Raw genomic sequence first — 13,703 nt, forward strand, 5'->3', positions numbered from 1 at the left:
TCGCTCCTGCCTGCCATGGCGATCAACATTCCCGGAGAAAGATCAACCCGTGGCAAGAAGACAACCGCAAGTTTGCCTCATGCTCAGTATTGATGCAGCAAGAGACGATACCACCAAAAAAGGCAGCGAAATCTTCTGGCCCAAGCATGATGCTTATCAAAAATTGATTTCAGTTTTTATCGCAAACCTGCGATCTTGGCGATGCGCCGTGAGTCGTGAGTTGGCGCCAACGATAACTTGGTCCAAGAAAACTTGGCTCTGGCATTTAGGAGCTCACGATGGGCGCGGCGATCAACGATCCACGCACGTTGCGATATGTTGCGGAAATCACGCGCAAGCTGGCGAAAATGCTCTCGCGCACGCGCTACAACATGCTCGTCTATCTTCTTGAGATGACGGCGGTCGAGGCGGAAAGCCTGGCCAACGAGCAGGAGCCCAAGCGGGTCCGGCCGGCGGATCCGCCTCAGGTCCGCGGCTGAGCGCCTGCCGTAAGGCGGTCCAGAGCGTTTCACCGTTTCAAGGAAACGGCAAATCGCTCTATCTCCTTGTTTTGACGCAATTCCGGGCGGAAAGGCTACGGCGAAGTCGCCGAGCCTAACCGCTCACACTTTTCCTGGAATTGCTCAAGGACGGCGAGACATTCCAGCCTGTGCGCCTCGATTGCCGGCCGAGCGTCGCATTCGACGATGGCGCGCTCGAACCGGTCGAGCGCGTCCAGCGCCGCAAGCAGGTCGCCGGACGGACCGCCCAGCGAAAACAGGATGCGCCGCGCCTTGACGCCATCAGCCGCATCCACTGAGCACTGCGCGGCGATCCCGCGGCGCAACGCGGCAAGGTCGGCCAGATGGTCGCGCCATGGCCATGGCGCGACATCATCCGTTGCGGGCAACATGCCTCAGGCCTTGGCCTTACGCTTGCCCTTGCTCCTGGCCGCGTCGCCGCCGGCCGGCTTGCGGCCGAGGCCGGAGGATTTGGCCAACGCCGAGCGGGTGGCCGAATAGCTCGGCGCCACCATCGGATAGTCGGCGGGCAGGCCCCATTTCGCACGATATTCGTCCGGCGTCAGGTTATGATCGGTTGCGAGGTGACGCTTCAACGACTTGAACTTCTTTCCGTCCTCCAGGCACACGATGTGGTCGGGGAAAACCGAGCGCTTCGGGTTGACCGCGGGCGTCTGCGCCACCGCCTCCTTGACAACGCTGCCGGTGGCGAGCCTGCGCACCGACGCGCTGACGCTGGCGATCAGATCGGGCAGGCCGGAGGCAGGGAGCGGATTGTTGCCGACATAGGCCGAGACAATGTCGGCGGTCAGTTCGATTGCAGTCTTGTCGTCGATGTTGGACAATTTTTTCACCTTCTGCTGGCCCTCAAATCGCCAGCTCTTTTTTTAAGACTTTCGTCGGTGTATCGAATTGGACCTGTCCCCCAACGGACCGTCCAGAGTCAGTAAAGCTACGAGACTCAATACCGGGCGATGTTTCTACACGGACTGGAAACGCGCAAGTTAGGAATTCTAATAGCTATAGCGAACGCTTTATAGCGCCGGCTGCCCGCCTGGATACGTAAAAAGGGCTATAGCACTTCAACCTACGGTAGGAGTTGCTGAAAAATCGAAGTTCAGGCCAAGTTCCGGCACGGCAACGGCAATCCACCCGCCGGATGCTCGACGATGCGCGATTCGGCCGCCCCATGGCAAATCGCTCATCCGGCGGCGACACCGCGCCTGAGCTCGGCAGGCGGCCTCTCCGCGAGGATCTCCAGCACACGCTTCCAGCGCGCGCAGCGGCTAAAGTCCTTCTGCTCGATGGCCTTTTCGGCCTTCATGGCCGCATAGAGCGGCGCCTCCGCGCCAAACTCCCTGACCAGCCAGTGCGCCTCCTGCCTGGCGCGGCGTTCGTCCTCGTCAACGGCCATTTTGGACATCGTGCCTGCTCTCCGTACCTTCGATGCCGACAGCAAGGCAGCTGCCAATGACGAGGACTGCGCCGGCAATCGCCGTCATCGACAGGCTTTCGCCCGAGAGCGTCATCAGAAACGTGGAAGCGATCGGCGTCAGATAGGCGACGACCGCTATCCTGCCGCCATGGTCGAGCTTTGCCGCGCGCGACCAGAAATAATAGCCGAGCCCCATCGGGCCGGCGCCGAGATAGAGGCCGAGCAGAAGATGTGCGCCGTTCGGAAGCACGACGCCATCATGCAGGCACCAGGCAAAGGTGAGCGCGATACCGATCAGCGCCGAAGGCAAGAGCAGCCGCTCGGGCGACACGGCGAGGCGGCCGACAGAGAGCGAGTAGAAGGCCATGCAGAGCGCGGAGCCGAAAGCGGCGAGATAGCCGACGAGGCTGCCGCCTTCGAACCATGCCCTGTTGGACCAAAAATGCGCGCGGCCTCCGGAGATCACCAGCGCCACGCCGACGAAACCAAGCGCCGCCGCCAGCCCGAGCAGCAGCGGACGCCGCGGCCTCCCAAGCAGGATGACCGCCGCGGCAGTCATCAGCGGCCAAGTATAGGCGACAAGGTTCGCCTCGATGACGGGCGCCGAGGCGAAGCCGATATATTGCAGGACCATCGTGCCGACCAGGCCGACGAAGCCAACGAGATAGGCGAGCGCGGCATTTCCCTTCTCCCCTTGTGGGAGAAGGTGGATCGGCGCGAAGCGCCGAGACGGATGAGGGGTGTTGGAAGGAACTCCGGCGTCGGCGATCCGTCCAGCACCCCTCGTCCGACCGAGCTTCGCTCGGCCACCTTCCCCCACAAGGGGGGAAGAAGGAGAAGGGCTCGTCAGCCGGATCAGCGCGAAAACCATCGCCGCGCCGCAAAATTGCAGGAACTGCACCTGCGACACCGGATAGACGGCAAGCAAAGTCTTGCCGACCAGGGCGTTGGTCGCCCACAGCGCCACGGCGCCGAGGGCGAAGGCAAGCGCCGCGCCGAGGGCGCCGGAACGGCTTTGGCTTTCTGGCCCGACCGGCCCGAGGCTCAGCGACACTGAAGGCGGCTGACACTCGACCGGATCGTCGGTCATTACCAAGACTCCCTCGTCCCGCCGGAAACCGCCTCGGGCTGCGGCACAGGATGTTCCTCGGCATGGCGGCGGTAGGCGGGCAGTTGGTTGGTCCAGACATCCTCGGCCAGCTCGTTCACCCAGGCACGGTCATGGTCGTTGTCGGCGGCGAGGTAGAACATGCGGTTGTCGTCGACATAGGGTTTGGCCGCCGAGCGCTGGTTGAGCACCAGGGTGACGCGCTCGCCGAGCTGGATCGGCGCGGTGCGGTGGAGCACACCGAGGAACTGGCCGAGCGTGGCGTAATTCATCTTGTGGTCGATGCGCATGATCTTGTTGCGCGGTAGCTCGCGGCCGGATTCGAGAATCGAGCGGCCGGTCTCGGAATCGTCGCAGTAGATTTCCAGATGACCGCCGATGAGAGGATCGCTGATCGACAGCGGAATGAGCTCCGTCACCGGAACGCCGTCGCAATGCCATTCGACCGCGCCATCCCTTGGGTTCATGAAGGTGACGGTCGAGCCGACGATCGACAGCGGATAGGGCTCGAGCCTGGTTCCCATCATGTCGGACAGTCTTTCCAGGCGCAGCTTGTCGTGCAAGAGCTCCTTGATCTCCGGAATATAGCGGTCGGCACCAGTGATGAAGGTGAGGTCGAGGTGCTTGTGCACGGCATGGCTGGCCTTCAGCTTCAGGGCGGCTTCCTCGATGGCGGCAAGCAGAGCGGGGTCGTAACCGTGGCGATATTGGGCGACGCCGAAGCCCGACACTTTCCAGGAGGTCTCATGACCAATGATCGCCTCGCGGCTCATTGCGCAGCGCAGTTCGGGAATTGTATGGGCGTTCATTCTACTTTCTCCAAGATGGGGGCAACACTTGGTTAGCAGTCATTTAAACGTTTACCCCTGTAAATTTAGGAATGCTGATGGTAGCGTAAGCGCAGCTTAAGGTCGAAACCCCGTGCGACTGCTCAGTCAGGTCAATCTCAATTCGCTGAAAATCGTGGAGAGCGCCGCGAGGCACAGGAATTTCACGCGCGCCGGCGAAGAGCAGTTCATCACCGCTTCCGCCGTCAGCCAGCGCGTCAAGAGCCTGGAGGATCAGCTTCGCTTCAAGATCTTCGAGCGCGGCGGCAATGCCGTGTCGCTGACGCCGGAGGGCGAGACCTATGTGGCGCGCGTGCGCGAGGCGCTGGAGCGGATCGTGGCGGCCAGCATGGAGGCTACCGGCCAGTCGCAGGCGCATGTGCTGCGGATCTGCGTGCTGCCGACCTTTGCCGCGCGCTGGCTGTTTCCCAGGCTGACGGCCTTCCAGCGGCAATATCCCGACATCGAGATGCGGGTGGCGACCTCCTACGCCACGCATGAATTCTCGACCTCGGAATACGATCTCGAGATCCGATATGGCGACGGCAATTTCCCCGGCCTCGCCTCGGAACTGCTGTTCAAGGAAGACCTGACGCCGGTCTGCAGCCGCACGCTCTTCCACGAAGTGCTGGGCGACAAGCCGCTGTCGAAGGTGACGCCGGAAGACCTGCGCTACTTCACGCTGCTGCACTCCGAAACCTGCACGCAGAACTGGCAGTCGTGGCTGGGCTTTGCCGGCGCGAGCTTCGTGCTTGGCGAAACCAGGAGCGTTTATTTCGATAGCTGCATGATGTCCTACGAGGCGGCCAATGCCGGCATGGGCTTTGCCGTCGCCAACCGCGCCTATATGGCAAGCGACATCCACGCCGAACGGCTGGTGGCCCCCTTCGCGGTCCACCACCCCAACACGGCGGGCTGGTATCTTGTCAGCCCGATCAAGGCGCTGGGCGCGCGCAAGGTGCAGCTGTTCAAGCAGTGGATCATGGCCGAAGCGGCGCTGACGCAGCGCCAGCTGGACGTCGAGATCGAGAGCGTGCCAGTGCGGCGCGTGGCGATGGCGTGAGGGTTACGACCGCGAAACGCAAGTCTTCCTAATGGCACTGCACAGGGATTTTGACTGGTCGGCTCTGTTTGCGTTGGCAGGCGGCATGCCTTGGAGATTGGCCGAAACGCCCATCGCGATCGTCATTCCAGGGCGGAGCAGGAGCGAAGCTCCTTCGCCAAAACGCGACGTCCAGATATCCGTGAAGGCGCACCCCGGCAGAATTTCAGGATTTTCCGGTGATTTCTTCGGCGCTGCGTAGCCGGCTACCGTGATCGCACCATGACGCGAAGCGGAGACTCAGCTATCTTGTGTTGTGCGGCGGGCCTGATTTTCCCGCTTGGCCGGCGCTACCCAGCTTCCTCCCAAGCAGCGCCGGCCTTCTTCGTTTCGAATGATGGTCTCGGCAAGCCGGGCCTTGGCGCTATTGCTTAGGCGGGGTGCCTGGCTGATCACCGCCGGTGGTCGATTTCGGCACCGGGTTCTTATCGACCTGAGGGTTCTGGTTGACTTCATCGCCCGGCGCCTTGGTGGGCGGCACACTGTTGTCGCAGGCGGCGAGCCCTGCCGCAAGAGCCAGCAGCACAGGAAGCTTCTTCACGACGACCTCCTCTCGTTCGCTCCTTTGAGGGGCAAACGGGGCGGTGGCGGTTTGGTTGCGTTGAGCGGCGGGAACCAACCGATCCGAGTCCGGTTGGAATCCCGAGCCAATCGAACGCAACGAGGAAACTGATTATGGTCCGCCTTTTGCTTGTCGGCCTTTTTGCCTACACCGCCTATCGCGTTGCCGTGAGGATCATCGACGAGGTGCCTGGCGACGTCGCGCCGCTGGATATGCCGGGCGACGAAAGGCGCAATTTGCGGCGCCAGTCGGCGGCGATGGGGGTCGAGCCGAAGCGGTAGTTATAGCTATCTCCCCCACAAGGGGGGGAGATTGGCTGTCTCGCCGGCCTTCGCCAATCGCAAGCGTCAAGGGGGAGATTGGCTGTATTGCGAACAAAGCGGAAACGATGCTTGATGGGCGATGAACATCGCCGCTCGTGATTCGTCCTTCGAGGCGCCCGCTTATCTTGGCCGGCTGAACGACGAGCAGCGGCTGGCGGTGATGCATGGCGACGGCAAGGTGGCGGCGCCGCTGCTGGTGATCGCCGGCGCCGGCTCCGGCAAGACCAACACGCTGGCGCATCGCGTCGCCCATCTCATCGTCAAGGGCGCCGATCCGCGCCGCATCCTGTTGATGACCTTCTCGCGCCGCGCGGCGGCCGAGATGGCCAAGCGCGTCGAGCGCATTGCGGGCGAGGTGCTGGGCCGCGACGCGGCAATCATCGCCGACGCGCTCGCCTGGGCCGGCACGTTTCATGGCATCGGCGCGCGACTGCTGCGCGACTATGCCGAACAGATCGGCCTCGACCCGGCCTTCACCATCCATGACCGCGAGGATTCGGCCGACCTGATGAACCTTGCCCGGCACGAGCTGGGCTTCTCCAAGACCGAAAGCCGCTTTCCCACCAAAGGCACCTGCCTGCAGATCTATTCGCGGGCGGTGAATGCGCAGGCGCCGCTGGGAGAAGTGCTTGGTTCGGCCTTCCCCTGGTGCTCAGGATGGGCCGAACAGCTGAAGGAGCTGTTCGCGGCCTACGTCGAGGCAAAGCAGGCGCAGAACGTTCTCGATTACGACGACCTGCTGCTCTACTGGGCGCAGATGGCGGCCGAGCCGGAGATCGCGGCGCATCTCGGCGGACGCTTCGACCATGTGCTGGTCGACGAATACCAGGACACAAACCGGCTGCAGGCCTCGATCCTTCTGGCGCTGAAGCCGGATGGCGCCGGGCTGACCGTGGTGGGCGACGACGCGCAGTCGATCTATTCCTTCCGCGCGGCGGAAGTGCGCAACATCCTCGATTTCCCAAAGCAGTTCGCGCAAGCAGCCGCGGTCATCATGCTGGAGCGCAACTACCGCTCGACCGAGACGATCCTGGCCGCCGCCAACACGGTGATCGGCGAGGCCAGCGAGCGCTTCACCAAGAACCTGTGGACCGAGCGCCGGTCGTCGCACAAGCCGCAACTGGTCAGCGTGCGCGACGAGGCCGAGCAGGCCAACTATGTGTGCCAGACGATCCTGGCCGAGCGCGAGGCCGGCACGGCGCTGAAGGCACAGGCGGTGCTGTTCCGCACTTCGAGCCATAGCGGACCGCTGGAGGTGGAGCTGACGCGCCGCAACATCCCCTTCGTCAAGTTCGGCGGGCTGAAATTCCTCGATGCCGCGCATGTCAAGGACATGCTGGCGATGCTGCGCTTTGCCGAGAACCCGCGCGACCGCGTCGCCGGTTTTCGCGTGCTGCAGCTTATGCCGGGCATCGGCCCGTCCGCCGCCTCGCAGATCGTCGACGCCATGGCGACGTCGCTGGACGAGACGCTGGGCCTCGCACGGTTCCGGCCGCCGCAGCGCGCGGCGCAGGACTGGCCGGTCTTCCTCGACATCTATGGCGGCTTACGCGCTGGCGCGAAATGGCCGGCCGACCTCGAGCGGATCAGGCTGTGGTACGAGCCGCATCTGGAGCGCATCCATGAGGATGCGATCACGCGCCGGGCCGATCTCCTCCAGCTTGAGCAGATCGCATCGACGTATCCGTCGCGCGAGCGCTTCCTGACCGAGCTCACCCTCGACCCGCCCGACGCCACAAGCGACCAGGCCGGGCCGCCGCATCGCGACGAGGATTATCTCATCCTGTCGACCATCCATTCGGCCAAGGGCCAGGAATGGAAGAACGTCTTCGTGCTCAACAGCGTTGACGGCTGCATCCCGGCCGATCTCGGCGTCGGTACCAAGGAGGACATCGAGGAGGAGCGACGCCTGCTCTATGTGGCGATGACCCGGGCCAAGGACAGCCTGCATCTCGTGGTGCCGCAGCGCTTTTATCCGCACAACCAGGCGGCGCGCGGCGACCGCCACGTCTATGCCTCGCGCACGCGCTTCATCCCGGCCTCGATGCTTTCGGCCTTCGAGCAGTCGTCCTGGGCGAGCGCCGCGCTCAAGGACGACCCGCGCCAGCGGCCGGGCGTCAAGGTCGATCTCGGCGCCCGCATGCGCGGCATGTGGAAATAGGCTGCCTGGCCGTTCCAGCGACTGCAAGACGAAGAATCGGATTTGTCTCCGCGTCAGCGGGGGGCACGCCATCCTAGAGAAAACAGCGGCATGCGTGGAACCTCCCGCCGCAAGCCGCGTTGTGTGGCGTCCTTCCCCAGCCAGGGAGGCTCGCCGCCTCCGCAGCCAACTGATGAGGTCCGAATGCACGACAGGACGTTCTTCACCCCGGTCGCCCTCAGCGTCGGCGCCGGCCACAAGCGCATGATCGCCTCGCTGTTCGAGATGCATGACTTCCTGACCGAGTTCCCGCCGTCGCGCCGCCGCCTCAGCTATGGCGCCGCGGTGAAGGCCTGCGAGGCCGCGCGGAGTGGAGAAATCCCGGTCGAGGCCGCGCGCGATGCGCTGATCACCTTCGCGGTGACGGCAGGCGTCTTGTGGCCTTCGGAGCAGCCGGTCGTCTCGGTCAAGCCGGTGGCGCGCGGCTATGGCGGCTTCGCTGCCTGAATATAACAACAGATGACCGCCCTCCCGGAAAGCCCGCCCTCAGTGGCGGGTTTTTCCGTGCCGTCATTCCGGCTTGGCGGCCGCCGGCGAGGCTTCTGCTATCGGCGCGACCGGCTCGGCCGCGGTCACGAAGGGATAGACGAGCTGCTGGTGATAGAGCTGCGGCACCGGCTCGTCGGTGCCGTATTTTTCCGGCATATGCTGCGGCATGAACAAGGTGCCGCCGATCAGATCGAGGACGGGCAACTGTCCGGCGAAGTTCTTGTCATAGGCCTGGCGTTCGTTGGCATGATGCCAGTGATGAAACTGCGGCGAGGCAATCAGCCATCTCAGCGGCCCGAACTTGATGCGGGTGTTGGAGTGAATGAATATCGACTGCCAGTGATAGATCAGCACATAAATGAGAACCGCTTCGCCGGAAAAACCCAGGGCGAAGAGCGGCAGGAACGAAGCCGACTTGGTCAGGATCTGATCCACCGGGTGCACGCGGTGGCCGGCCAGCCAGTCCATCTCCTCGATCGAGTGATGAATGGCGTGAAAACGCCACAGGAACGGCACCGCGTGAAAGGCGCGATGGGCAAGGTAGAAGCCTATATCGGCGATGAACAGGGCCTCGATCGTCTGCAGCCATAAAGGCTGCGACTGGACGGCCGCCGAAAGCGCCTCGGGAACGACGCGCGGGACCACCAGCATCGCAGCGCCGATCACCAGCAACAGGCCGAACTTGATGACGATGCCGTTGAAGAGCAGATAGAAGACGTCGTTCAGCCAATGCCGCCGCGCGGCCGATTGCTCGGCATGCAGCGGCAGGAGCTGCTCGAGCGGAATGAAGATGAGGGCGATGACCAGCACCGCCTTGTAGTCGATGAGATCGAACACGGTCGCTCGCGGATCGGCTGAGGCCAGTCTCCGACACTAGCCGCCAAAGAATGAACGGACCGTTGCTGGCATACGCGGCGCTGCGAAATCGCGTGAAAACTTTCCGACGGCTGCGTGAAACACCACACGGACGGTTGCCGTTCACCATGCCAGTTGCGGACGCGCTTTAAGTCTTTGTTTTGATGCATGTCGTTGTCCCGGAACCGTTGCACACTTCCGGGCGACATGCATCGGGAGGGCGGATGTTTCTCGATCGCGAGCGTTTCAAGCCGGCGGCCGAAATGCGGCTTGGCCGGGACAAGTCGTCGATCCGAGTGACGATAACCGATCCGAAGGCCTGCGAACTCGGCGAAGCCGTCTATGCCTGGGTCACCGCCGACGGCCAGGCGGTCAGGATCGGCACCTGCGGCGCCTCGGCGGGCAAGCGCCTGCTTTCCTACCCTGGTTATATCAATCGCAGCCTCACGGGCCGCGGCGGCACGACGCCTAAATGGGAAGCGCTGAAGTGGCTGAACCTGCTCGCCGAACACGGCATGCTGACGGCGGTGGTGCATCAGCCGGAGCCGACCCCGACCGCGGCGGGCCTGATCAGGCCCTATCTCGATGTCGAGCGCCAGTTGATCCGCCAGCACAGGCCGCTGCTCAACCGCAGCCACCGTTGACCTCGGATTCCGTTGGAATTGATTCAGAGCAATTCCAGGAAAAGTGTGAGCGGTTTTCCGCCCGGAATTGCGTCAACACAAGGAGATAGGGCATTTCGCCGTTTCCGTGAAACGGTGAAATGCTCTAGTGGACCGTGCCGGCGGCATCGCCCGCCGGCCCGCCGCGCGGAATCTCGAAGCTCACCTGGTCGCGGCCATTGGACTTGGCCTTGTAGAGATGGCGGTCGGCGACCTGGAACATGTCATGATAGGTGGTCGGACCGCTGAAGGCGGTACCGCCGATGCTCACGGAAAGCGGCCAGGGCCGCCCGCCGGGCGCAAACTCGGCCTCGCGGATGCGGCGCCTGATGGATTCGGCGACCAGAAAGGAGCGTGCGGCGTCGGCTCCGGGCAGGAAGACCGCGAATTCCTCGCCGCCGATGCGTCCGACAATGTCGGCGCCGTGCAGTTGCCCCTTGATCGTCGCGGCGATCAACCTCAGCGCCTGGTCACCGCAATCGTGACCGAGGCGGTCGTTGATCGACTTGAAGTGATCGGCATCGACAATCAGAAAGGCGCCGGCGTCGGCGACCGTTTGGCCGCGCGCCCGCTCGAGATAGGCTTCGACCAGCATCGAGAAGGCGCCGCGATTGAAGACCGCCGTCAGGCTGTCGGTCGCGGCAATGACGCCGAGTTCCTTCTGCGTGATGGCCAGCTGGCGCATCTTCCACATCAGGAAGAACAGGAAGGAGCCGCCAAGGATGAGCGGCAGGAAAAGGTCCGTGAGTTGCGCCCAAAGCAGCGCCTGTGGCGACAGCGAGGGAAAATTGAAGGAATCGACGAAGAACGCGGCGGCAATGAAAAAGGCGGTGCCGGCGGCGGTGACCACCACGACCCTGCCCCAGCTTGTCGGGGACAAATCGATGCGCATGCCTTTGCTCCCGTTATGTCAGGCCATCATGCCGCGAGGAAGGCAAACGAACCGCTAATGTAACCCTCGTCCCGCGAAGTTGGTTAATTTTCTCGCTCGGCGGCCGAACGTGGAACGGCATGCGGTCCGGCTCGATCTCCAGGCAATCAGAAAGCCCACCACGGATGCGGCGGGCTTTCCGACTGGCCGGAGGTTCTCGTCAGCGCGCCGCCGGCCGCAGCCGGCAACGCGGCAGGAGAGTGCCGCAGAGCCTCACGTCCGGTCCGACACTCCCGGTTGGCCGTTGCCCGGCACCGGGACCGGCATGGCACTGTGACTTGGCGCACGACACCGCCGAACCCCCGGCTCGGATCATGCGCCAATCTTTGTCGATGCATGCCGTTCCTCCAAAACCGCTGCGCAGCATGCCTCAGCGACGCGCGATCATCAGGCAGAGAGTCCTGAGGTCGCTGTCATAAGAGCCCTCGCTGGCAAGCACGTCGACGCAGCGCTTCTTCATGCGCGCCAGCTGGTTGCCAGACATACTGGCGACGGTGCCAGGCAAGCCAGGCTTGGTTGGATTGCTGGGGTTGGACAGAGCATTGGGATTTGCCGGATTGGACAGGTTGCTGCCAATGCCCAAGCCGAGACCGACACTCACACCATTGCCGATGTTGGCAGCGGCGCCAGTGTCGATTCCGTTTCCAACATTGGCGCCGACACCGGCATTGATGCCGCTCGAACCACCGACGGATGCGCCGAGGCCGGCGTTGACGCCCGAGCCGACGACCGAGGCTGCAGCGCCGGCATTGACGCCGCCCGAATCGCCCACGGATGCGCCGGCGCCGGCGTTGACACCGTCTGAGCCGCCGATGGAGGCGCTAAGGCCGGCATCGACCCCAGATGGGCTGCCGACAGAAGCGCCAACACCGGCGTTAATGCCGGCTGACCCGCCGACAGAGGCGCCAGCTCCGATGCCAATACCACCTGCAGCATTTACAGGGGCAACCATGATGGCGATAATTGTGCCACAAGACAGAATTCCAGCGATTTTTTTGGCGATACTCGACACGACACTCTCCTCGCTAATGTCACTATTCGTTGCGCTGCATCATGCCAATATCGACGTTTCGCATGTGCTTTCCGCATGAACACATACGTTCATGGCCCAATCAGGTTTCGCCATAGGCATTTACATGAATAAGTTTTGGTTTTCAGACGCTTTACCGATTAACCGAAAATAGATGATACTTTATTTAAACACTTAAGCTTGCGGACACAGGCAAACCAACGCAAGATCTCAGTCGAGACTGACGCGCAAAATGGGCATGGTGCTCCTCGTGAGGGCAAATCGATGGCCGCACAACATTGCCCGGCAGCAACCGGTCGGTTGTCGAGCGGGAGAACAATATCGGATTTCAATACAGACCCGGCGCCCGCAGCGACGACGCGAAGCAACCGACAGGCCCGCGCCCCACGGCGGCGGGCTCTGTCTTTTCCTTTAACGGGCGGTCGAGCTGCCCAAACCACCCACGGTGCCACCGGTGCCACCGGCCGACGTATTGCCGGTACCCATGGTGGAGCCGGCGGCCGAGCCGCCGATGCCGGCGTTGAAGCCGCCGGAGCCGCCCACCGTGCCGGTGCCGCCGACGCCGCCCGTCGCACCAAACGAGGTGCCAGTATTGGTGATGATTGTGCCTGTGGCACCACCAATCAAGCCGCTGGTGCCGGCATTCAAACCGCCAACACCGCCACCCACGGAGCCGGTACCGACGACGCCATCGGTCGCACCGAACGAGGTGCCGGCAGTTGTACCCACGGCACCACCAGTCGAGCCGCTGGTGTCGGCGTTCACGCCGCTGGTGCCGGCGTTCAAGCCGCTGGCGCCGCCCACCGTGCCGATGCCGCCCGTCGCACCGAACGGGGTGCCGGTGGTCGTGCCCATGGCACCGCCAATCGAGCCGCTGGTGCCGGCGTTCAAGCCGCTGGCGCCGCTCACCGTGCCGGTGCCGCCGACAACGCCGGTCGCACCGAACGAGGTGCCGGTGCCGGTGGTCGTGCCCGCGACGCCGCCGATCGAGCCAGTAGTGCCGGCGTTGAAGCCGCCGGAGCCGCCCACGCCCACGCCGCCGATGCTGCTGCCAAAGCCCGTGCCGAGACCGGCTGAGCCGCCGATCGAGGAGCCCGTGCCGGTGTTCGCGCCGCCCGGGCTACCCGCCGCGACGCCAGTGTTGCCAATACCAAAGCCGATGTCGAGACCGGCGGCATGCGCCGGCACCGCGAGAATGGCGATGCCGCCGACCAATGTGCCGGCGATTTTTTCTACGATACCATTCATGGCATTCTCCTTCGTTGCCACTTTTTTTCGCACCGCATCGCCGGACTGCCGGGTCCGTGCGCATGCCTGTGCGAAAGGGAATGAAGGGAATACGAACGGGCTCGGTCAGGGTTCCATTTTTTCAAGGAAAAATTCGCTGATTACGCGTCTTCCTTGATGGTTGGGTTTGACCGACAAATCGGCTCGCGGAAAGCTGGACGGTGCAGCGCTCAGGCGTAGGCGCGACCTTCCTCGGAGCGCTGGAACAGCGCCAGGTCGAGCGACACCGAGGGCCGGCCGAGCACCGTGAGCACCATATGCGCCTGGCCGCGATGGTGGGTCTGGTGGTTGAAGAAATGGCCGAGCGCCGGCGAAAGGCGCTGCGAGACGGTGCGCATGTCGACGGTCATGTAGGAGAAACGGCCGGCGAGCGCCTTGTCGCCCATCCCGCC

General features: G+C 63.5%; 17 protein-coding genes. 6 read left to right on the plus strand and 11 right to left on the minus strand.

All coding sequences use genetic code 11. The annotated features are described in order from the left end of the window. The first annotated feature begins 278 nt into the window (after positions 1-278). Positions 279-479: a hypothetical protein gene (locus FJ419_RS23335; protein WP_140698617.1), complete on the plus strand. Its 201-nt coding sequence runs from the start codon at positions 279-281 to the stop codon at positions 477-479. Between the two features lie 95 nt (positions 480-574). Here the strand turns inward: FJ419_RS23335 and FJ419_RS23340 are convergent, their stop codons facing one another. The 5 genes from FJ419_RS23340 to FJ419_RS23365 all read right to left on the minus strand — a co-directional run bounded on the left by FJ419_RS23340 (position 575) and on the right by FJ419_RS23365 (position 3,852). Then, on the minus strand, positions 575-892 hold the full coding sequence (locus FJ419_RS23340; protein WP_140698620.1) for a hypothetical protein: 318 nt from the start codon (positions 890-892) through the stop codon (positions 575-577). Positions 893-895: 3 nt separating this feature from the next. After that, on the minus strand, positions 896-1,345 hold the full coding sequence (locus tag FJ419_RS23345) for a MucR family transcriptional regulator (protein ID WP_095767194.1): 450 nt from the start codon (positions 1,343-1,345) through the stop codon (positions 896-898). A 356-nt stretch (positions 1,346-1,701) separates the two neighbouring features. After that, the gene (locus FJ419_RS23350; RefSeq protein ID WP_095767068.1) at positions 1,702-1,914 is read right to left on the minus strand and encodes a hypothetical protein; all 213 of its coding nucleotides are present in this window, start codon (positions 1,912-1,914) and stop codon (positions 1,702-1,704) included. Next, positions 1,904-3,025, minus strand: coding sequence for a DMT family transporter (locus tag FJ419_RS23355; protein WP_140698623.1), 1,122 nt, complete (start codon positions 3,023-3,025; stop codon positions 1,904-1,906). Before FJ419_RS23355 ends, FJ419_RS23350 begins: the two co-directional genes overlap by 11 nt. Beyond that, entirely contained in the window at positions 3,025-3,852 is an 828-nt protein-coding gene (locus tag FJ419_RS23365; protein WP_181170788.1) for a hypothetical protein, read from the minus strand. The genes FJ419_RS23355 and FJ419_RS23365 overlap by 1 nt, the downstream gene beginning before the upstream one ends. Positions 3,853-3,964: 112 nt before the next feature. On the opposite strand from FJ419_RS23365, the gene FJ419_RS23370 reads away from it, so the two are divergent. Then, positions 3,965-4,933 carry a LysR substrate-binding domain-containing protein gene (locus FJ419_RS23370; protein WP_140635784.1) on the plus strand — a complete coding sequence of 323 codons (969 nt, stop codon included), beginning with the start codon at positions 3,965-3,967 and terminating at the stop codon, positions 4,931-4,933. 403 nt (positions 4,934-5,336) lie between these two features. Here FJ419_RS23370 and FJ419_RS30900 read toward each other — a convergent pair whose 3' ends face one another. Next, complete coding sequence (locus tag FJ419_RS30900; RefSeq protein WP_181170789.1) at positions 5,337-5,513, minus strand: hypothetical protein; 177 nt, start codon at positions 5,511-5,513, stop codon at positions 5,337-5,339. 134 nt (positions 5,514-5,647) lie between these two features. Here FJ419_RS30900 and FJ419_RS30905 point away from each other — a divergent pair, with 134 nt between their 5' ends. From FJ419_RS30905 to FJ419_RS23380, 3 genes are all read left to right on the plus strand, one after another. Then, on the plus strand, positions 5,648-5,815 hold the full coding sequence (locus FJ419_RS30905; protein ID WP_181170790.1) for a hypothetical protein: 168 nt from the start codon (positions 5,648-5,650) through the stop codon (positions 5,813-5,815). Positions 5,816-5,936: 121 nt separating this feature from the next. Beyond that, positions 5,937-8,018 (plus strand): ATP-dependent helicase, encoded by a 2,082-nt coding sequence (locus FJ419_RS23375; RefSeq protein ID WP_140698626.1) that lies wholly within the window; start codon positions 5,937-5,939, stop codon positions 8,016-8,018. Between the two features lie 183 nt (positions 8,019-8,201). After that, positions 8,202-8,504 carry a DUF982 domain-containing protein gene (locus FJ419_RS23380; protein WP_140698629.1) on the plus strand — a complete coding sequence of 101 codons (303 nt, stop codon included), beginning with the start codon at positions 8,202-8,204 and terminating at the stop codon, positions 8,502-8,504. Between the two features lie 63 nt (positions 8,505-8,567). Here the strand turns inward: FJ419_RS23380 and FJ419_RS23385 are convergent, their stop codons facing one another. Continuing rightward, positions 8,568-9,383: a sterol desaturase family protein gene (locus FJ419_RS23385; protein ID WP_140698633.1), complete on the minus strand. Its 816-nt coding sequence runs from the start codon at positions 9,381-9,383 to the stop codon at positions 8,568-8,570. Positions 9,384-9,625: 242 nt separating this feature from the next. Here FJ419_RS23385 and FJ419_RS23390 point away from each other — a divergent pair, with 242 nt between their 5' ends. Then, the gene (locus FJ419_RS23390; RefSeq protein WP_140698636.1) at positions 9,626-10,045 is read left to right on the plus strand and encodes a hypothetical protein; all 420 of its coding nucleotides are present in this window, start codon (positions 9,626-9,628) and stop codon (positions 10,043-10,045) included. A 124-nt stretch (positions 10,046-10,169) separates the two neighbouring features. Here FJ419_RS23390 and FJ419_RS23395 read toward each other — a convergent pair whose 3' ends face one another. The 4 genes from FJ419_RS23395 to FJ419_RS23410 all read right to left on the minus strand — a co-directional run. Beyond that, the gene (locus FJ419_RS23395) at positions 10,170-10,955 is read right to left on the minus strand and encodes a GGDEF domain-containing protein (protein ID WP_140698639.1); all 786 of its coding nucleotides are present in this window, start codon (positions 10,953-10,955) and stop codon (positions 10,170-10,172) included. A gap of 409 nt (positions 10,956-11,364) precedes the next feature. Further along, positions 11,365-12,006 carry a hypothetical protein gene (locus tag FJ419_RS23400; RefSeq protein ID WP_181170791.1) on the minus strand — a complete coding sequence of 214 codons (642 nt, stop codon included), beginning with the start codon at positions 12,004-12,006 and terminating at the stop codon, positions 11,365-11,367. A gap of 429 nt (positions 12,007-12,435) precedes the next feature. Then, on the minus strand, positions 12,436-13,272 hold the full coding sequence (locus tag FJ419_RS23405; protein WP_140698642.1) for a hypothetical protein: 837 nt from the start codon (positions 13,270-13,272) through the stop codon (positions 12,436-12,438). Between the two features lie 209 nt (positions 13,273-13,481). Next, positions 13,482-13,703: DinB family protein (locus FJ419_RS23410; protein ID WP_281405833.1), on the minus strand; the 222-nt coding region annotated here is incomplete at its 5' end.

The organism is Mesorhizobium sp. B2-6-2 (assembly GCF_006440615.1).
Lineage (GTDB): Bacteria > Pseudomonadota > Alphaproteobacteria > Rhizobiales > Rhizobiaceae > Mesorhizobium.